General features: G+C 74.1%; 17 protein-coding genes. 7 read left to right on the forward strand and 10 right to left on the reverse strand.

Annotation, left to right across the window (positions count from 1 at the left end; all coding sequences use genetic code 11):
- The first annotated feature begins 136 nt into the window (after positions 1-136).
- The 3 genes from BX266_RS32390 (at position 137) to BX266_RS32400 (ending at position 2,066) form a co-directional block, all read left to right on the forward strand.
- Complete coding sequence (locus BX266_RS32390; RefSeq protein WP_099905729.1) at positions 137-1,024, forward strand: SDR family NAD(P)-dependent oxidoreductase; 888 nt, start codon at positions 137-139, stop codon at positions 1,022-1,024.
- 168 nt (positions 1,025-1,192) lie between these two features.
- On the forward strand, positions 1,193-1,321 hold the full coding sequence (locus BX266_RS40325; RefSeq protein WP_259464963.1) for a hypothetical protein: 129 nt from the start codon (positions 1,193-1,195) through the stop codon (positions 1,319-1,321).
- Positions 1,322-1,484: 163 nt separating this feature from the next.
- The gene (locus tag BX266_RS32400; protein WP_099905731.1) at positions 1,485-2,066 is read left to right on the forward strand and encodes a TetR/AcrR family transcriptional regulator; all 582 of its coding nucleotides are present in this window, start codon (positions 1,485-1,487) and stop codon (positions 2,064-2,066) included.
- Positions 2,067-2,088: 22 nt separating this feature from the next.
- On the opposite strand, the gene BX266_RS32405 is transcribed toward BX266_RS32400, so the two are convergent.
- Positions 2,089-2,883, reverse strand: a complete 795-nt coding sequence (locus BX266_RS32405; RefSeq protein WP_099908560.1) for an exodeoxyribonuclease III — start codon at positions 2,881-2,883, stop codon at positions 2,089-2,091.
- Between the two features lie 233 nt (positions 2,884-3,116).
- Here BX266_RS32405 and BX266_RS32410 point away from each other — a divergent pair, with 233 nt between their 5' ends.
- A complete protein-coding gene (locus tag BX266_RS32410; protein WP_099908562.1) occupies positions 3,117-3,893 on the forward strand; it encodes a GntR family transcriptional regulator in 777 nt (258 codons plus the stop codon).
- A gap of 80 nt (positions 3,894-3,973) precedes the next feature.
- Positions 3,974-4,624 carry a hypothetical protein gene (locus BX266_RS32415; RefSeq protein ID WP_099905733.1) on the forward strand — a complete coding sequence of 217 codons (651 nt, stop codon included), beginning with the start codon at positions 3,974-3,976 and terminating at the stop codon, positions 4,622-4,624.
- 11 nt (positions 4,625-4,635) lie between these two features.
- Here BX266_RS32415 and BX266_RS32420 read toward each other — a convergent pair whose 3' ends face one another.
- A complete protein-coding gene (locus tag BX266_RS32420; RefSeq protein WP_099905735.1) occupies positions 4,636-5,790 on the reverse strand; it encodes an ROK family protein in 1,155 nt (384 codons plus the stop codon).
- Between the two features lie 244 nt (positions 5,791-6,034).
- On the opposite strand from BX266_RS32420, the gene BX266_RS32425 reads away from it, so the two are divergent.
- Positions 6,035-6,730, forward strand: coding sequence for a methyltransferase (locus tag BX266_RS32425; RefSeq protein WP_099905737.1), 696 nt, complete (start codon positions 6,035-6,037; stop codon positions 6,728-6,730).
- A gap of 7 nt (positions 6,731-6,737) precedes the next feature.
- Here BX266_RS32425 and BX266_RS38175 read toward each other — a convergent pair whose 3' ends face one another.
- Both BX266_RS38175 and BX266_RS32440 read right to left on the reverse strand, forming a co-directional pair.
- The gene (locus BX266_RS38175) at positions 6,738-7,397 is read right to left on the reverse strand and encodes a hypothetical protein (protein ID WP_143687047.1); all 660 of its coding nucleotides are present in this window, start codon (positions 7,395-7,397) and stop codon (positions 6,738-6,740) included.
- A gap of 118 nt (positions 7,398-7,515) precedes the next feature.
- Positions 7,516-8,133, reverse strand: a complete 618-nt coding sequence (locus tag BX266_RS32440) for a carbohydrate binding domain-containing protein (protein WP_099905743.1) — start codon at positions 8,131-8,133, stop codon at positions 7,516-7,518.
- A 141-nt stretch (positions 8,134-8,274) separates the two neighbouring features.
- Here BX266_RS32440 and BX266_RS32445 point away from each other — a divergent pair, with 141 nt between their 5' ends.
- Positions 8,275-8,697: a GNAT family N-acetyltransferase gene (locus BX266_RS32445; RefSeq protein WP_099905745.1), complete on the forward strand. Its 423-nt coding sequence runs from the start codon at positions 8,275-8,277 to the stop codon at positions 8,695-8,697.
- A gap of 24 nt (positions 8,698-8,721) precedes the next feature.
- Here the strand turns inward: BX266_RS32445 and BX266_RS32450 are convergent, their stop codons facing one another.
- From BX266_RS32450 to BX266_RS32475, 6 genes are read right to left on the reverse strand one after another with little or no spacing between them, the layout of a single operon-like run.
- Entirely contained in the window at positions 8,722-11,094 is a 2,373-nt protein-coding gene (locus tag BX266_RS32450; protein WP_399170921.1) for an arylsulfatase, read from the reverse strand.
- Complete coding sequence (locus BX266_RS32455) at positions 11,091-12,728, reverse strand: ABC transporter ATP-binding protein (protein ID WP_099905747.1); 1,638 nt, start codon at positions 12,726-12,728, stop codon at positions 11,091-11,093. The genes BX266_RS32450 and BX266_RS32455 overlap by 4 nt, the downstream gene beginning before the upstream one ends.
- A 34-nt stretch (positions 12,729-12,762) precedes the next feature.
- Positions 12,763-13,614, reverse strand: a complete 852-nt coding sequence (locus BX266_RS32460) for an ABC transporter permease (protein ID WP_099905749.1) — start codon at positions 13,612-13,614, stop codon at positions 12,763-12,765.
- 7 nt (positions 13,615-13,621) lie between these two features.
- On the reverse strand, positions 13,622-14,566 hold the full coding sequence (locus tag BX266_RS32465) for an ABC transporter permease (RefSeq protein ID WP_099905751.1): 945 nt from the start codon (positions 14,564-14,566) through the stop codon (positions 13,622-13,624).
- A 3-nt stretch (positions 14,567-14,569) separates the two neighbouring features.
- Complete coding sequence (locus BX266_RS32470; protein ID WP_099905753.1) at positions 14,570-16,177, reverse strand: ABC transporter substrate-binding protein; 1,608 nt, start codon at positions 16,175-16,177, stop codon at positions 14,570-14,572.
- 44 nt (positions 16,178-16,221) lie between these two features.
- Positions 16,222-17,445 (reverse strand): ROK family transcriptional regulator, encoded by a 1,224-nt coding sequence (locus tag BX266_RS32475; RefSeq protein ID WP_099905755.1) that lies wholly within the window; start codon positions 17,443-17,445, stop codon positions 16,222-16,224.
- Positions 17,446-17,487 lie beyond the last annotated feature (42 nt).

Consider the following 17,487-nt stretch of genomic DNA (forward strand, 5'->3'; position numbering starts at 1 on the left):
TCACTGCTTCAGCGCCGCCGTTCGCGCGGGCGTCACACCTCGGGTGCCCCGACCACAAGTGGATGGTTCATCCGTTTGTGCTATCGTCCCGAATCAAGCGGATGAACTATCCGAATTGCTGAGGGTGGAGGAACTCATGACGAAGACCGCCGTGGTCACGGCCGGAACGGGCGGCATCGGCCTGGAGACCGCGCTCGGCCTGGCCGCCGCCGGCCTCGCGGTCACCGTGGTCGGCCGCGACGCCGACCGGGGCGCCCGGGCCGTCGAGCGGATCGACGCGACCGGCCCGGCGCACCCCGCCCGGTTCCTCGCCGCCGACCTCTCCTCGCTCGACCAGGTCCGCGCCCTCGCCGACCGGATCGCCGCCGACCACGCCGCCTCGGGCGATCACCTGGCCGTGCTGGTCAACAACATCGGTGCGATGTTCCCGGACCACCGGACCCTGGACGGCGTCGAGGCCTCCTTCGTCCTCAACCACCTCTCGCCGTACCTGCTCACCGAACTGCTGCTGCCCGCCCTGACGGCCGGCGCCCCCAGCCGGATCGTGAACGTGACCTCGGGCGCGGTCGGGGTGGCCAAGCGGGTCTTCGACGGCGTCGAGCCGCCCGGCGGCTACTACGGCTTCCACTGGTACGGCCGCGCCAAGCTGGCCCACCTGATCCACACCCTCGACCTGGCCGAGCGGCTGCGCGGCACCGGCGTCGGGGTCTTCGCCGCCGACCCCGGCGGCGCCGCGACCGACATGACCGCCGGCACCATGACCGACCCGAGGATCGTCTCGCCCGGCCTGCGGCTGCTGTGGCCGCTGGTGCGCCGCAGGTTCGCACGCTCCACCTCCGGCCCGGCGTCCGAAGCGGCCAGGTCCTCGATCACGGCCGCCACCGACGCGTCGCTGACCGGCCGGACCGGCCTGCTCATCGGCGCCAGGTCCCGGCCCGTCCCCCCGCCGCGGGCGGCGACCGACCCCGGCCTCGCCCGGGCGGTGCGCCGCCTCGGCGAAGCCCACGCCCCCACCGCGGCCTGACCGCCCGCCGGCCCCGGCCGTCCGCTCAGACCGCGCCCACCAGCACGATGACCAGCGCGGGCAGCGCGATGAAGACGCTGCCCAGGTAGGTGCCCGAAGGCCGCCTGCAGTCCGATCTCCGCGTCCGGCCCGACGCCGGCGAACGCCGCGAACACCACCGTGAACGCGGTGCCCAGGTTGGAGCCGACGACCAGCGGATACACCTGGGCCGGCGTCAGGATGCCCGCCCCGGCGAACGGGACCAGCACGGAGGTGGTGATGGTCGACATCAGCCGTTCGAGCAGCTTCCCCGGGTAGCGGACCGCGACCGGGACCAGCGCGGCCGGCCCGCTGTCCGTGGGGGCGTCCGCCGTGGACCGAGGCTACGAGCCACCGGCCCGGGGACGGCGTGGCCGCGCCGTCCCCGGGCCCGCATATGATCGAACGCCGACACCGCGACCGAGGAACCCCGGACTGCCTCATGACGACCCCGCAGCTGCGCAAGGACGCCGCCCGCAACTGGGACCGGATCATCGCCACCGCCCGCGAGCTGGTCGACCGCGGCGCCGCCCTGCAGCTCAACGACGTCGCCCGGCGGACGGGCGTCGGGGTCGCCACCGTCTACCGGCACTTCCCCACGCCCGAGGCGCTGCTGGAGAGCGTCGCCGCCCCGTGCCTGGAGGAGCTCGCCGCGCACGGCCGGGACGCGCTCGCCGAACCCGACCCCTGGCGGGCGCTGCAGGTGTTCCTGTCCAGCACGGTGGAGGCGCAGGTCGCCGACGCCGCGCTGGCCCCCGTCTTCGCCGCTCCCGCGAACGCGCTGCCCCGCACCGCCGAGCTGAAGTCCGAGCTGGCCGCGGCGGGCACCGAACTCCTCGCCCGGGCCCGCGCGGCCGGGGCGGTCCGCCCCGACCTCGCCGCCGCCGACCTGGTCCCGCTGATGTGCGGCGTCGCCCAGGCCGTCAACGTGCACGGCGGCGCCCGCGCCGACCGCCTCGCCACCGCCCAGCACTACCTCGCCCTGCTGCTGGAAGGCGTGCGCACCCCGCCCCGGAGCACGTGAACCCTGGGCAGGTGAGTTCGGGTCAGCTGTAGGCGACCGTCACCGGGGCGTGGTCCGACCACCGCTCGGCGTGGGTCGCGGCGCGCTCCACCCGGGCGTCGACGCTGCGCGCGGCGAGGCCGGGGGTGGCCATGTGGTAGTCGATCCGCCAGCCCGCGTCGTTGTCGAAGGCCCGGCCGCGGTAGGACCACCAGGAGTAGGGGCCCTCCTGGTCGGGGTGGTGCTTGCGCAGCACGTCGACGTAGCCGTGGTCGTCGAGGACGCGGCTGAGCCAGGCCCGCTCCTCCGGCAGGAAGCCGGCCTTCTTCTGGTTGGCCTTCCAGTTGCGCAGGTCGGCCTCCCGGTGCGCGATGTTCCAGTCGCCGCACACCAGCACCTCGCGGCCCTCGGCGGCGGCCCGGGCGCGCAGTTCGCCGAGGTGCACCAGGAACTCGGCCATGAAGCGCTCCTTCTCGTCCTGTCGCTCGGTGCCGACCTCCCCCGAGGGCAGGTACAGCGAGGCGACCGTCAGGCCGGGCAGGTCGAGTTCGGCGTACCGGCCGGAGGTGTCGAACTCGGCGGAGCCGAAGCCGATCCGGGTGGCGTCGGGGGTGCGGCGGGACAGCACCGCGACACCGGCCCGGCCCTTCGCGACGGCCGGGGCCCAGACCGCGTGCCACCCGTCGAGGCGGGCGATGACCTCGCCGAACTGCTCGGCCTCGGCCCGCACCTCCTGGAGGCAGACCACCTCCGACTTGGTGTCGTCGATCCACTCCAGGAAGCCCTTCTTGGCGGCCGCCCGGATCCCGTTGACGTTGACTGTGGTGATGCTCTGCACCCAGCGAGGGTACCGGGCCGCGCCGACAACCCGGTCGGAGCGCCGCGCCATACCGGGTCGGGGGTCGATCCGCAAGGAATCCCGCCCATTGGTCTTGACCATCTCCCGAGCGACGCCCTAATGTCACTTACTGCAAAGACCTTTAATAAAGAAGGACGGATAAAGCCCGCCCTCCCCACCTGCCGAAACGGGGAGCGGTGCCGGGCTCGCCGTCCTTCAGGGTGGAGGACACGGTGGGGCAAGGGACGCTCACGGCGACTGCGGAGCCGAAGTACTGGCACCTGCGCACGGTGCTGCTGCGCACCATGGACGCCGAGTTCTCCACCGGCCAGGTGCTGCCCAACGAGCGTGACCTGTCGGCGCGTTTCGGCGTCGCCCGGGCCACCCTGCGGCAGGCGCTCGACCAGCTGGAGCTGGAGGGCCGCCTGGTCCGCCGTCGCGGCATCGGCACCCTGATCGCCGCCCCGCGGGTCGGCATCCCGGTCACCGACCGGGAGGCCGCCGGCCGCACCGGCGCCACCCGCAGCCAGGACTGGAAGGTGGTGGACTGCACCACCGGCCCCGCTTCCGCCGCGCTGGCCCGCACGCTGGGCCTGGCCGAGGGCGAGCAGGTGCACACGGTGCGCCGGCTGCGCACGGTCCAGGGCGTGACGGTCGCCGCCGAGTCGCTGCACGTGCCGTCCGCCGCGCTGCCGCACCTCGCCGTCGTGGTGGACGGGACGGACCGCGCCCGCGGCGTGCTGCGCCAGCTGGACCGGCTCGGCATCGACGGCGAGTCCCGCTCGGTGGAGCTGGGCGTCGCCGAGGCCGCCGAGGCCGCGCTGCTGGAGCGCCCCCCGGGCACCCCGGTGCTGGTCGTCACCACCCAGTACGCCACGGCGGGCCGGCTGGCGGCGGTCGCGGTCTCCACCTACCGCGCCGACACCTGCAAGCTCACGTTCGGCGAGTCCGGCGTCGTCCAGGTCGCCACCGCCGTCCCCGCCGCTGCCGTGGCCACCGCCGCCTCCTGACGGACCGTCAGTCCGGCCCTGTCGGTCCGCCCGGCTACGCTCCCGTTCACTGACGACCGGTGAACAGGGGTGGCACGGCGATGAGTTCGACCGATCAGCGGGACCACGGCAGCGCGCTCGTCGAGCGGGCGATCACCGCGGTCCGGCAGGACCCGTCGCGGCTGGTGCTGGAGTACAACCGGTTCGCCGGGCCGTGGGTCGAGGGTGAACCGCGGCCGCGCGCCGTCGAGGCGTTCCCCAGCGGGCACCCGCTGTCGCCCGGCCTGCGCGCCTGGCTGGCGTACGACGGCGGCATGCTGGAGCGCCACGGCTGGTTCGACGCGTCGGGCGCGCTCGCGCCGCGCACCCTCGGGCAGATCGCGGTCGAGGAGTACGGCGAGCTGTGGGGCAGCTGCTTCGAGCCGTTCTCCGAGCGGTTCGGCGAGTGCTTCCTGCTGCCCGGCGGCTCCGACTCCCGCCGGATCCTGTCCGTCGGCCCGCACGGCGAGCGTGACGAGCTGGGCGAGTACCCGGTGTTCGCGCTGGACGTCGACGACCTGCCGTACGCGGTGCTGATGTACCCGGGCTTCGACGTCTACCTCGCCGACACCGCAGGCGTGTTGGAGCGCGCGGCGGACGGGGACGGCGCCGGCTACGACTCGCTGAAGGCCGACCCCCGGTACGCGCACCGGATGCGGGCGCACGCCCGGGACCGCCTCAAGGGCGAGTACGACCTGCTGTGCCTGCCGTGACCTGACGGGCGTCAGCGCGCCGTCGGCGGGTCGACGGCGAACAGCTGCTCCTCGACGTGGTCGAGGGCGACCCGCAGCGCGCCCATCGCGACCACCTCGGAGCCGAGTCCGGCGAGCGCGACCTCGGGGGCGCGCAGGGTGTACGCGGCGAGCTGTTCGCGCAGCGGCTCCAGGACGCCGTCCAGGCCGGCCGCCCAGCCGCCGACCACGACGAGTTCCGGGTCCAGGGCGAGCACCAGCGCGGTGACGTCGTGCACCAGTCGGCCGAGGAACCGGTCCATGGCGATCTGCGCGACCTGGTCGCCCTCCCGGGCGAGCCGCAGCACCCGGGCCACCGCGGCCTCGTCCAGCGGGTCCAGCGGCTTGCCCGTGGTGGACAACAGCCGCTCCGGGGTGGCCTGTTGGCCCAGCAGGTGGAGTGCGCCGATCTCGCCGGCGGCGCCGCCGAAGCCGCGGTGCAGGCGGCCGCCGATCAGCGAGCCCGCGCCCGGGCTGAGCCCGGCCATCACGAACACCACGTCGCCCTTGCCGACCGCGGCGCCCTTCCAGTGCTCGGCGATGGCGGCCAGGTTGGCGTCGTTCTCGATGACGACGGGGCAGCGGAAGGAGCGGCGCAGCCGGGCGCCGAGGTCGAGGCCGGTCCAGCCGGGCATCGCGGTGCCGAGCCGGACGGTGCCGTCCCGGTCGAGGATGCCGGGGGTGCCGACGGCGACCTCCCACAGGCTGTCGCGGGAGACGCCGGCCTTGCGCAGCACCTCGGCGACGGTGGTGCGGACCAGGGTGAGCCGCTCCTCGGCCTCCACCGACTCGTCGACCGGCTTGGAGTGGCTGGCCAGGATCTCGCCCGCCAGGTCGGCGAGGACCACCCGCAGGTCGTGCACGCCGATCTCGATGCCGAGGACGTGCCCGGCCTCGGCGCGGAAGCGGAACCAGCGGGCCGGGCGGCCGCGCTGACGGCCCGACTCCTGGACGTGCTCGACCTCGGCGACCAGCCCCGACTCCAGCAGCCCCTCGATCACGCCTTCGACGGTGGGCCGGGACAGGCCGGTGTCGCCGACGAGTTGGGTGAGCGTGACGGCCTCTCCGTCGCGCAAGGACCGCAGGGTGACCGCCGCGTTGATCCGACGCAGCAGTGAGGAGTCCCCTCCGGTGAGCCGATCCGTCAAGTCGCTGCCCTTCCGCTTCGCGCGACTACCCGTGCGCGCGGTGCCGTGTGCGCGGGTGCGCTCGCCCGGATCGTACTCGGGTGCCCCTCGGGGGGCGAGCGTTTCCGCAGCTCATAACGGCTTCGGTATCGAAACGGTACGTCGTCCGTGATCACCCGGTGACCGTGCGGTGACGCCGTCGGCGACGGCGGCCGGGCGGGCGTCGGTGGCGGGCCGCGGCCGCGGTTGGGCCTAGGCTTCGGCCATGCGGAACCACACTGCCATGATCCAGGACGCGGCCGACGGTCAGTCCGTCGCCGCGGACGCCGAGTTCGTGCGGGCCCACACCCGGCCGGGGGCGGTGCCGTTCGTGCCGGAGGTCCGGCTGCAGATGGCCGAGGACGCCATCGCGCTCTGGGAGGTCACCGAGCGGGCGCGCGGCGAGGAGGGCCTGGCGCCGCCGTTCTGGGCGTTCCCGTGGGCGGGCGGGGTGGCGGTGGCCCGGTACGTGCTGGACCATCCCGAACTGGTGGCGGGCCGCCGGGTGCTGGACCTGGCGGCGGGCTCCGGCCTGGTGGCGGTGGCGGCGGCGCTGAGCGGCGCGGCCGAGGTGCGGGCAGCGGAGATCGACGCGTACGCGGTGGCCTCGATCGGGGTGAACGCGGCGCTGAACGAGGTCGCGGTGGCCGCCGAACTGGCCGACGTGCTGGACGGCGACGGCGCGCCGTACGAGGTGGTGCTGGCGGGCGACGTGTTCTACGAGCGGGCGATGGCGGCGCGCTTCCTGCCGTTCCTGGAGCGGGCCGCGGCCCGGGGCGCGACCGTGGTGGTCGGCGACCCCGGGCGGGCCTACCTGCCGCGCGGGCGTTTCACCGCGCTGGCCGAGTACGTCGTCCCGGTCGCCGCGGACCTGGAGGACGCCGCGGAGAAGGCCACCACGGTGTGGGCGCTGCGCGGCTGACGCACCGTCAGGTGGTGCCGGGCCGCGGCGGCGCGGTGGAGCTCGGTTGCGCGCTCGGCGGGGGCATGCAGTTCATGCCCGTCCAGCTCGGGCTGGGGGTCGGCACCAGCGCTGCTGGGGCCCGCGTGGAGGGGAGCGGTGGCCGCGGCGAGCTGGGCGGGGCGCCGGTCATGTCGGGGCAGGACGGCAGGTCGGTGCTGCCGTACAGCGAAATCCCGTCGAGCCGGTACGGGCCCTGGTTGTACCAGCCGTGGAAGTACACCGTCAGGATCTGGGTGTGGGCGCCGACCCGGATCGTGGCGTGCAGCCGGGTCTCGTGCTCTCCGTCCGCCCACCGGTACACCGCCTCGGTGTCGGGGCCGCCCAGGACGCCGACGAAGGCGTACGCGCCGGAGACCGTCGCCGTGAGCTCGTAGGTGCCGTACGGGCGGACCGAGACCTGCTGGGTGCAGCCGGCGAAGTCGTGGGTGCCGGGCCGGCCTTCGACGCCCGCCCTCGACCACGGCGACCTGGCCCTCGCAGGTCCAGCTGTCGGCGAGCGGGCCGTGGAAGGCGCCGTCCTGGATCGTCTCGTAGCCCTGCGCCCTGGCGGTGCCCGCGCCGAGCAGGCCGAACGCGGCGGCGCCGAGCGGGAGGCCGGGACGGCCGTGGGGTGAGGAGGGTGCACGCATGCCGGCTCCGGTGTGGGGAGGTGGACGGGGCAGCGGTGCGAGGGAGTGGGCCACACAGTGCCCGGCGGCGCCCGGCGCCGTCAAGAGCGGCGGGCGCCGATCGCTGACGGAACGTCAGAAACCGATGGGCGTACGGGTGCAGCTCGCGGTGGGGGAGGGCGAGCCGGCGGTGGTGGCGCCGGCGGAGCCGCACGGGCCGGGCGGAACGCCGGGGCCGTAGAAGGAGATCGAGCGGATCCGGTAGGGGGCCTGCTCGTACCAGCCGTGGAAGTACACGGTCAGCGAGGTGGTGCCGGGCCCGGTGGTGACGGTGGTCGACAGGGTGTTCCAGTCGCTCTGGCTGGACCAGGTGGCGACCTCGCCGGATCCGGTGCCGGTGCCGCGCGCGCCGACGAACGCGTACGGGCCGCGCACCTCGGCGCTCAGCGTGTACGTCGAGTTCGGCTGCACCTGTACCTGCTGCGTGCAGCCCGCGTAGTCGTCGGCGGTGGGCGTGCCCTCCGTCCAGTGCTCGTGCGGGACGGAGCTGCGCGAGGCGTGCGAGCAGTCCCAGATCCACGGCACCGAGTCGAACCCGCCGTTGACGAGCAGTTGGACGTTCGGCAGGTCGGCGGCGGCAGTGCCGCTCAGGGCGAGGGTGGCCGCCGCGGCCAGTGCCAGGGTGCCGGCGGCCAGGCCGAGCGGCAGGGCCTCGCGGGTGCGGTGGCGGGTCGGGCGGGTCGGTGCACGCATGCCATCTCCGATGTGGGGGAGGTCGACGGGACGCGGTGCGAAGGAGTGCGCCACACAGTGCTGGAACGCCCGGGGCAGCGTCAAGTCCGCCCCGTGGAAACCATTGGTGCCCGCGGTGTTCGCGCTGGTAGGAACGGTGTCATGAGCGAGTACGAACTGCGGGCCGCCCGGCCCGGCGACATCGACGCGGTGCTGGCCTTCTGGGCCGAGGCCGCCGAGGGCACCAGCATCTCCGACGACCGGGCGGGCGTGGCCCGGCTGCTGGAGCGGGACGGCGAGGCGCTGCTGCTGGCCGAGCAGGACGGCGCCGTCCTCGGCACCGTGATCGCCGGCTTCGACGGCTGGCGCTGCCACCTGTACCGCCTCGCCGTCCACCCGGCTGCCCGCCGCCGCGGCATCGGCAGCGCCCTGCTGGCCGCGGCGCACGCCAGGTTCGAGGCGCTCGGCGGGCGGCGGTCGGACGCCATGGTGCTGGAGCACAACGAGCTGGGCCGGGCGGCCTGGCAGGCGGCCGGGTACGGTCGCGAGGACCAGTGGCGCCGCTGGACCAGGCCGCTCGGCTGACGCCCCGTCAGCGCCGGGCGGGCGTCACTCGAAGGCCGCCGCCGCCTCCCGCAGCGCCCGCACCACCGTCTCCGGGTCGTACGGCGCGGCCGGCCCGGGCAGGTAGGTCACCGAGCGCAGCGCCCCGGAGTAGCGGAAGGACCGGTGGCGCTCCCACAGCGGCCAGGACACCGGCGACTTGCGGTCCACGCCGACGCTGATGCCCTGGAACGGCGCCATCCCGATCAGCTGGTGCACCGGGCCCAGCGCGCCCGTCACCGCGCCGTCCACCCGCACCTCGAACTCCCACTTCAGGTCGGCCACCGCCGTCGCCTCCAGCGTCACCAGGTGCGCCCCGGCGGCCAGCCGGCCCGCGTCGGCCTCGAACAGCTCGCCGTACTGGTTGTAGGCGAGGCGCAGCCGCCCGTCCTCCACGTACAGGCTGTACCCGCCGCCCTGGTCGCCGTGCGAGACCAGCACGCCCCGGTCGGCCTCGGCGTGGGCGTCGAGCGCCACCTCCACGGTGAAGGAGCGGAAGGCCACCAGCCGGGAGGAGCGGTAGCGCTCCAGCTCCGGCGTGCCCGGCAGCAGCGTCACCGGGCGGCGCAGCGCCTGTTCGTCCGGGTGGCGCAGAACGAACGCGCCGGAGGCGTCGGACAGCGGGAACACCCCGTTGCGCCACGCCGCGTCCTCCCAGGCCGCCGCCAGCTCCTTCACCAGCTCGGGGTGTTCGGCGGAGACGTCGTGGATCTCGGTCGGGTCGGTGCGCAGGTCGTACAGCGCCCACTCACCGTCGTCGTAGGGCGCGCCGGGCCGGTGCAGGGTGACCAGCTTCCAGCCGTCGCGGTAGTACGAGCGGTTGCCGGTCATCTCGCAGTACTGCTCGGGGTGGGTGGACGGCGCCCCGGGCGCGCGCAGCACCTCGGCGAAGGAGACGCCGTCGAGTTCCTGCAGCGGCACCCCGCGGCGCTCGGACGGCCTTGGCACGCCCGCGAGTTCGAGCAGGGTGGGGAGCAGGTCGGTGACGTACTGGTACTGGCCGCGGACCCCGCTGTCCCCGTCGGCGCGCGGCAGCCCGGCCGGCCAGGACAGCACGAACGGGACCCGCACCCCGCCCGCGTAGGTCTGCCCCTTGTACAGCCGGAACGGCGTGTTGGAGGCCATGCCCCAGCCGCGCGGGTAGTGCACCAGCGACTGCGGGCCGCCGATCAGGTCGATCTCCCGCTGCACGTCCGGGTTCCAGTCGGCCGGCAGGTTCGGGTGGTGGACGAAGCGGCTGAAGTAGCTGCGGGTGCCCTCCGCGCCGCCCTCGCCGGTGCCGCCGTTGTCGGAGGTGAACACCACGATGGTGTTGTCGAGCTCGCCGAGCTGGGCCAGGACGTCGGTGAGCCGGCCCAGGTTCTGGTCCACGTTGTCCACCATGGCGGCGTACACCTCCATGTAGCGGGCGTACAACTTCCGCTGCACCTCGTCCAGTTCGCTCCACGGACCGACCTGGTACCCGGCCTCCGCGTTGCGCTCCGGCAGCTCGGTGCCGGGCGGGAAGTGCCCTGCCGCCAGCTGCCGGGCGAAGCGCTGCTCGCGCAGCTCGTCCCAGCCTCCGTCGTAGCGGCCCCGGTGCCGCTCCAGGTCCTCGGGCTTGGCCTGCAGCGGGCCGTGCACCGCGTTGTGCGCCAAGTAGAGGAAGAACGGCTTGTCCGGGTCGTGCGCGCGCAGCGACTTGACCATGCCGATCGCCCGGTCGGTGATGTCGTCGGTGTAGTAGTAGCCGTCCGGGAACTCGTCGATGTCCAACGGCGAGTTGTCGCTGACCAGTTGGTGCGGGTGGAACAGGCTGGTCAGGCCCTCCAGCACCCCGTAGTACTGGTCGAAGCCCTTCTGCAGCGGCCAGTTGGCCCGGCTGTCCGCCGCCGAGGAGGCGGAGTCCCTGGTCAGGTGCCACTTGCCGACCGCGTACGTCGCGTACCCGGCGTCGTGCAGGGTCTGCGCCAGGGTGGGGACGTCCTCGGCGATCTCCATGCCGTACCCCGGGAAGCCGGGGTCGGCGTTGGCCACGAAGGAGTACCCCACCCGGTGCGGGTTCAGCCCGGTCAGCAGGGCCGCCCGGGCGGGCGAGCAGAGCGGCATGGTGTGGTAGTTGGCGAGCTTGACGCCCCGCTCGGCCAGGCCGTCCAGGGTCGGCGTCGGCACCTCCGAGCCGAACGGCCCGATGTCGCTGTACCCCAGGTCGTCGACCAGCACCACCACGATGTTCGGCGCCCCCTCGCGCGGACGGACCCGCTGCGGCCAGGCCGCCACCGACTCGCCGAACGTCCGGCCCACCCGGCCGGGGAAGCCCGCGTACGGGTCGCGGCGGCGCCCGGCGGTGTCCCGGGCGCTCCCGGCCCGCTCGTGGCCGCTCTCGATGGTGTCGCTCACAGCAGGCTCCCGGCAGTAGGGGTGGGCAGGGTCGGCACCGCCGCCAACAGCTCGGCGGTGTAGGGGTGTTCGGGGGCGGTGATGACCCGGTCGGCCGGGCCGCTCTCCACGATCCGGCCGCGGTGCAGGACCGCGATGCGGTGGCTGACCTGCCGCACCACCGCCAGGTCGTGCGCGATGAACAGCACCGCCAGGCCCAACTCCCTCTGCAGGCCCGACAGCAGGTCGATCACCTGGGCCTGGATCGACACGTCCAGCGCCGACACCGGCTCGTCGCATACCAGGACGCTCGGCTCCGGCGCCAACGCCCGGGCGATGCCGATCCGTTGCCGCTGCCCGCCGGAGAACTCGCGCGGCGGGCGTCCCGCCGCCGCGGGCTCCAGGCCGACCTGCTCCAGCAGTTCGGCCACCCGGGCCTGCCGCTGCGCACGGTCGCCGATCCGGTGTGCGATCAGCGGCTCGGCGATGATCCGGCCCACCGTCAGTCGCGGGTTCAGCGAGGCGTACGGGTCCTGGAAAACCATTTGGATCTCCCGCCGGGCCCGGCGGCCGTCCAGCGGCTTCCCGTCGAAGGTGATGCTGCCCGCGTCGGGCGCGTGCGCGCCCACCAGGGCCCGGGCCAGCGTGGACTTCCCCGAGCCGGACTCGCCGACCAACCCCAGCGTCTCGCCCGGGTGCAGCTCCAGGTCGACCGCCTCCAGCGCGGTGGTGCGCCGCCGACGCGGCCCGTACTGCTTCGCCAACCCGCGCACCACCAGCAGGGGCTGCGCGCCGGGGGTGCTGTTCGCGGCAGCCCGGGACGGCGCGTCCAGGCGCGGCACGGCCGCCAACAGGGATTTGGTGTACGGGTGCTGAGGGGCTGTCAGCAGCGTCTCGGTGGAGCCCTGTTCGACCGCCTCGCCGTCGCGCATCACCAGCAGCCGGGAGCAGGTCTCGGCGATCACACCCAGGTCGTGGCTGATCACCACCAGCGCGGTGCCGCGCTCCCGGTTGATCCGGGCCAGCAGCCGGAGGATCTGCCGCTGCACGGTCGGGTCCAGCGCGGTGGTGGGCTCGTCCGCCACCAGCACCTGGGCGTCGTGCGCCAGCGCCAGGGCGATCATGATGCGCTGACGCTGCCCGCCGGAGAACTGGTGCGGGAAGTCGCCCAGCCGGTCGGCGGCCTTCGGCACGCCCACCAGGTCCAGCAACTCCACCGCACGGGAGGCCCGTTCGGCCTTCGGGCGGCGCTCACCGTGCGCCCGCAGCGCCTCGTCCAGCTGGCGGCCGACGCTCAGCACCGGGTTCAGCGAGGACATCGGATCCTGGAAGATCATCGCGATCCGCCGGCCGCGGACCGCCCGCAGCGCCTCCTCCGGCAGCCGCGCCAGGTCCTGGCCGTCCAACTCCACCGCCCCGCCGGTGATCCGGCCCCCGGCGGGCAGCATCCGCAGCAGTGCCAGCGCGGTCGTCGACTTGCCCGACCCGGACTCGCCGACGATGCCGAGGCTCTCCCCGGCGGCCAGCGCGAAGTCCACCCCGCGCACCGCCGTCCGCTCCCCGAACGCCACGCCCAGCTCCCGCACCCGCAGCAATTCGGCAGTGGGGGAGGGGAGTCGGTCCTCCAGCGGAGGCCGGCTGATCAATTCGGTCATCGTGCTGCCCTCCGGGTCGGGACGGGTTCGGTGCTCATGCGCGCACCCCGCGGTTCAGCGCCTCGGCCAGCAGCGTGAAGCCGAGGACCAGCGCGGTGGTGACGGCCAGCGGGGCCGCCGCCAGGAGCGGGTGGGTGTCCAGGTAGGCGACCGAGCCGCTGATCAGGCTGCCCAGGGTCGGCTCCGGCGGCCGGACGCCCAGGCCCAGGAAGCTCAGCGCGCCCTCGATGAAGACGCCGACCGAGAGCGCGACCGCACCCTGCACGATCAGCGGGTCCACCGCGTTGGGCAGCACGTGCCGCAGCAGCACCCGGCCCCGGGTGGCGCCGCCGACCCGGGCGGCCAACGCGTACTCGCGCTCCCGCTGCACCAGCACACCAGCCCGCAACTGCCGTCCGAAGTACGGAACTTCGGCCAGCGCAATAATGATCACCACCGGCCAGCGGCCCGGACCGAGGATCGCCGTCACGGCCAGGCCGAGGATCAGGCCGGGGAAGGACAGCACCAGGTCGAACAGCCGCTGCACCACCAGGTCCGCGGCCCGTGAGGTCCCGGCCAGCAGCGCCAGTGCCGCGCCGAGCAGCGCCCCCGCCGGGACGGCCGTCAGGATGATCGACAGGTCGGTGAGGATGCCGTGCAGGACCCGGCTCAGCAGGTCCCGCCCGATGTCGTCGGTGCCCAGCGGGTGCGCCCCGCTCGGCCCGGCGAGCGCCTGCGCGCCCTGCGCGTTCGGGTCGACGTCGGTCAGCAGCGGCGCCAGCAGCCCCGCCAGCGCCACCGTGCCGACCAGCACCAGCCCGCTGACGCCGCGCCAGGTCGTCAGCCCGGCCAGGTAGCGGTTGCGCGGCCGCGCCGCCCGGGGAAGGGGAGAGGAGATCGTGGTCATCGGTTCGTCACTCCCACCGCACGCGCGGGTCGAGCCAGGAGTACAGCAGGTCGGTGAGCAGTTGCACGGTCACGTAGCCGGCCACCACCAGCAGCAGCAGGTCCTGCACCACCGGGTAGTCGCGGCGCTGCACGCCCTGCTCGATCAGCTGGCCGAGGCCCGGCCAGGCGAAGATCCGCTCCACCACCACCGCGCCGGCGATCAACTGGCCGATCTGCAGGCCCAGGACGGTGATCGCGGGCGGCAGGGCGTTCGGCAGCGCGTGCCGCCACAGGATCCGGCGGCGCGGGACGCCCAGCGCCGTCGCGGTGCGCACGTAGTCCTCGGCGAGCGCCCGCTCCAGGCCGTCCTGCAGGTACCGGGCCAGGATCGCCGCGCTCGGCAGCGCCAGGCAGAGCGCGGGCAGCGCCAGGTACTGCACCGCGAGGTCCGGCGCGTCGAACAGCGAGGCCTGGCCGCCGGCCGGCAGCAGCCCCAGGCCGACCGCGAAGACCAGCACCAGCACCACCCCGGTGACGAACGGCGGCACCGCCAGCGCCCCCGTGGTCAGCGCCCGCAGCACCCCGGCCAGTGGCCGCCGCCGTGCCGAGACCGCCCAGAGCGCCGTCGGAACGGCCAGCAGCACCACCAACAGCAGTGCGGCGACGGTGAGTTGGAAGGTCGCGACCAGGCCGTCCCCGATCAGGGCGGAGACCTGCCCGCCGATCGCGTAACTCGGCCCGAGATCGCCGGTCAGCACCTGGCCCAGCCAGTGCAGGTACTGCGAGGCCAGCGGCGCATCCAGCCCCAGCCGCTCCCGGATCGCCGCGACGGTGGCCGGTGAGGCGTCCGGCCCCGCCAGCGTGGTCGCCGGGTCGCCCGGGATCAGCCGCAGCATCAGGAACACCACGAAGGACGCGGCGACCAGCACCGCCAGCCCGCTCGGCAGGCGTTTCAGCAGGAAGGTCCGCACGGCTCAGCCCGCCAGGTACGCGTCGTCGAGGTTCAGGTACGAGTACTTGTTCAGCGTCACCCCGCGCACCTGCGCGCCCGCGACCTCCACCAGCCCGGCGATCGCCAGGTCGACGATGAACTGCTCATCCAGCAGGATGTCCGTCACGTCCTGGTACAGCGCCTTCGCCTCCGGGCTGTCCGCGTCCGAGCGGTTCCAGGCCTTCTGCACCGCCGCGGTGTACGCGGGCGAGGAGAACTTCGAGGTGTTCTTCGCCTCGTTGAACGGGTACGCGCTGACCGCCAGCGTCGCCGGGTGCGCCTGCGAGAAGCTGTGGCTGAGCGTCCACAGGGCGGGCATCGACTGCGAGATCAGCTGCTTCTGCATGGTCGGCGAGTCCACCGGCTGCAGCTGCACCTCGATCCCGACCTGCTTCAGGTCGTACTGCAGGATCTGCGCGACCGCCGTCGACCCGGCGTCCGACTGGTGCGCCAGCGGCAGCGACAGCGACGTCACCCCCGCCTCCTTCAGCAGCGCCTTCGCCTTCTCCGGGTCGTGGTGGTACCGGCCCGCGTCCTGCTCCCGGTACGCCGGCGAGGACTTCGGCCACGGCACCGAGGACACCGTCGCGTACCCGCCCAGCGCCTGCTGCACCAGCCGGTCCCGGTCGATCGCCCAGGCGATCGCCTGCCGCACCCGCTTGTCCTGCACCTCCGGGAAGGACAGGTTCGCGCCGATGTAGAACGCGCCCGCGCCGGTGTCGTACTGGGTGATCCGGAAGCGCTTGTCGTCCTTCAGCGTCGCCACGTCCTTGCCGCGCACCGAGTACGTCAGGTGGGTCTGACCGGTCTTCACCGAGGACAGCAGCGTCTCCGCCTGCGGGATCACCTTGATCTCCACCCCGTCCAGGTACGGCCGCCCGGGGTTCCAGTACTTGTCGTTGCGGGCGAAGCTCAGCGAGGAGCCCGGCTTGCGGTCGGTGAAGGTGAACGGGCCGGTGCCGATCAGCTTGGTGCCCGCCACCGCGTCCTCGACGGTCGCCGAGTCCGGGATGATCATGAACTCGAAGAGGTCGAACAGATTCGACACCTGGTGCGCCAGCACCAGCGTCAGCTCGAAGTCGCCGTTCTTCCGGAAGTCCGTCACGGTCAGCGCCGTCGACCTCAACTGCGCCGAACGCACCGGGTTCTGCAGGTTCTTGACGGCGAACACCACGTCGTCCGCGGTGAACTTCCGCCCGCTGTGGAACGCGACGTCGTCGCGCAGCTTCAGCGTCACGCTCAGCCCGTCCGCCGCCACCTCCCAGCTCTTCGCCAACTCCGGCTGCGGGCGAAGCTGTTCGTCGTAACGGGTGAGCGTGTTGAACACCAGCCGCTGCAGCAGCGAGTTGGCGCTCTGGGCGAACAGCAGGGCCGGCGTGAAGTCCACCCCGACCCCGACCGTCAGCACGCCGCCCCGGCGCGGCGAGGACGCCCCGTCCGCCGCCGCGGCCTGCGACGAGGCGTCCGTGGCCGAACGGCAGGCCGACAGCGCCAGCAGACCGGCGCCCGCGAGGCCGCCGCGCAGCAGCGCCCGGCGGGAGATCGCGGACAGGGGGAGCGGGCCACCGGAGCCGGCGGAGAACACGGTCATCGTCAACAGTCCTTCGGAGGAGAAGAGTTCGGAGAGAAGAAGGGTCAGCGGGGCGGGCCCGGCAACGGGCGGGCGTACAGTTCGCCCAGTACCGGCGCGCACGCCGCCACCGCCAGCGCGTCCGCGCCGAAGCGCTGCGCCACCAGCAGCGAGGCATCCCGGTGCAGGTGCGAACGGCGCGCGAATTCCGCGCGCACCGCGTCCAGATAGACCGGATCGGCCAGCGCGAACGTCTCCGTCAGCACCAGCAGATCCGGGTTCACCACATCGGCGAGCAGCGCCAGGGCGCCCCCCACCACGCGGGCCCGGTCCCGCACCAGCGCATCCGCCCGGGCGTCGCCCGCGCGCACCGCCGCCAGCAGCAACTGCCGGTCCGGGCGGGCGATCACGCCCTGCGCGGCCGCCGCCTCGAACAGCGTGGTGTCCGAGGCCGCCACCGACAGGCAGCCGCGCCGCCCGCAGTGACATCGCGCCGTACTGCCCGGCACCGGCAGGTGCCCGCCGTCGCCGGTCACCGACGGCGGGCCCTGGTGCACCGTCCCCGCCACCGCGATCGACGCGTCCACCACGTGCCCGACGAACAGCTGCACCATCGAACGCCGCGCCGCCGGGGCGCCGAACAGCACCTCCGCCGAGGCCAGCGCCCGGGCGTGGTTGTCCACCCGGACCGGCAGGCCGGTGGCCTGCTCCAGCAGCTCGCGCAGCGGCATCTCCCGCCACTCCAACGGATCATGACGGACCGTCACGCCGCGCTCGGCGTCCACCGCCCCGCCGGTCACCGCACCCAGACCGACCACCCGGCGGCCCGGCGTGGCCGCCGCCAGCAGCCGCGGCAGGCGCGCCAACAGCGGCTTCAGCACCGCGAGTCCGCGCCGCCCGCCGTTCGGCAGCTCCTGCCGGAACAGCACCCGGCCGCGCAGATCCAGCACCGCGAAGGTGCTGTACGGAAGGCCGATGTGCAGGCCCGCCACCGCGAGCCGCTGCGCGTCCACCTCCAGCGGAAGCTGCGGACGGCCCCGCACCCCCGCCGCCGTGAGCGCCAACTCCGGTCGTTCGGTGACCAGTTCGAGCCGGAGCAGATCGGTCACCTGGCGCGACACGGCGGCCGGGCTGAGTCCGGTCAGCCGGGCCACCCCGCTGCGGGCCACCGGGCCGTGGTCCAGCACCGCCCGCAGCACGGTGGCGGCGTTGGCCTCCCGCCGGTCGTCCCCGGCCCGGGGCGCGGGGAGTGCGGTGGTCGTCCCGGTGCTGCGGACGGTGCCGAACATGCGGTCAACTCCGTTGGTGTGCGGGCAGTGCGGTGCGGGGCG

Origin of the sequence: Streptomyces sp. TLI_171 (assembly GCF_003610255.1) — a bacterium.
In the GTDB taxonomy this organism is placed as follows: domain Bacteria; phylum Actinomycetota; class Actinomycetes; order Streptomycetales; family Streptomycetaceae; genus Kitasatospora.

What these genes read in the sequence shown, in the direction of transcription:
- BX266_RS32390 (WP_099905729.1), top strand. Translation starts at nt 137, where the DNA reads ATGACGAAGACCGCCGTGGTCACGGCCGGAACGGGCGGCATCGGCCTG.
- BX266_RS32400 (WP_099905731.1), top strand. Translation starts at nt 1,485, where the DNA reads ATGACGACCCCGCAGCTGCGCAAGGACGCCGCCCGCAACTGGGACCGG.
- BX266_RS32415 (WP_099905733.1), top strand. Translation starts at nt 3,974, where the DNA reads ATGAGTTCGACCGATCAGCGGGACCACGGCAGCGCGCTCGTCGAGCGG.
- BX266_RS32425 (WP_099905737.1), top strand. Translation starts at nt 6,035, where the DNA reads ATGCGGAACCACACTGCCATGATCCAGGACGCGGCCGACGGTCAGTCC.
- BX266_RS32440 (WP_099905743.1), bottom strand. Translation starts at nt 8,133, where the DNA reads ATGCGTGCACCGACCCGCCCGACCCGCCACCGCACCCGCGAGGCCCTG.
- BX266_RS32445 (WP_099905745.1), top strand. Translation starts at nt 8,275, where the DNA reads ATGAGCGAGTACGAACTGCGGGCCGCCCGGCCCGGCGACATCGACGCG.
- BX266_RS32455 (WP_099905747.1), bottom strand. Translation starts at nt 12,728, where the DNA reads ATGACCGAATTGATCAGCCGGCCTCCGCTGGAGGACCGACTCCCCTCC.
- BX266_RS32460 (WP_099905749.1), bottom strand. Translation starts at nt 13,614, where the DNA reads ATGACCACGATCTCCTCTCCCCTTCCCCGGGCGGCGCGGCCGCGCAAC.
- BX266_RS32470 (WP_099905753.1), bottom strand. Translation starts at nt 16,177, where the DNA reads ATGACCGTGTTCTCCGCCGGCTCCGGTGGCCCGCTCCCCCTGTCCGCG.
- BX266_RS32475 (WP_099905755.1), bottom strand. Translation starts at nt 17,445, where the DNA reads ATGTTCGGCACCGTCCGCAGCACCGGGACGACCACCGCACTCCCCGCG.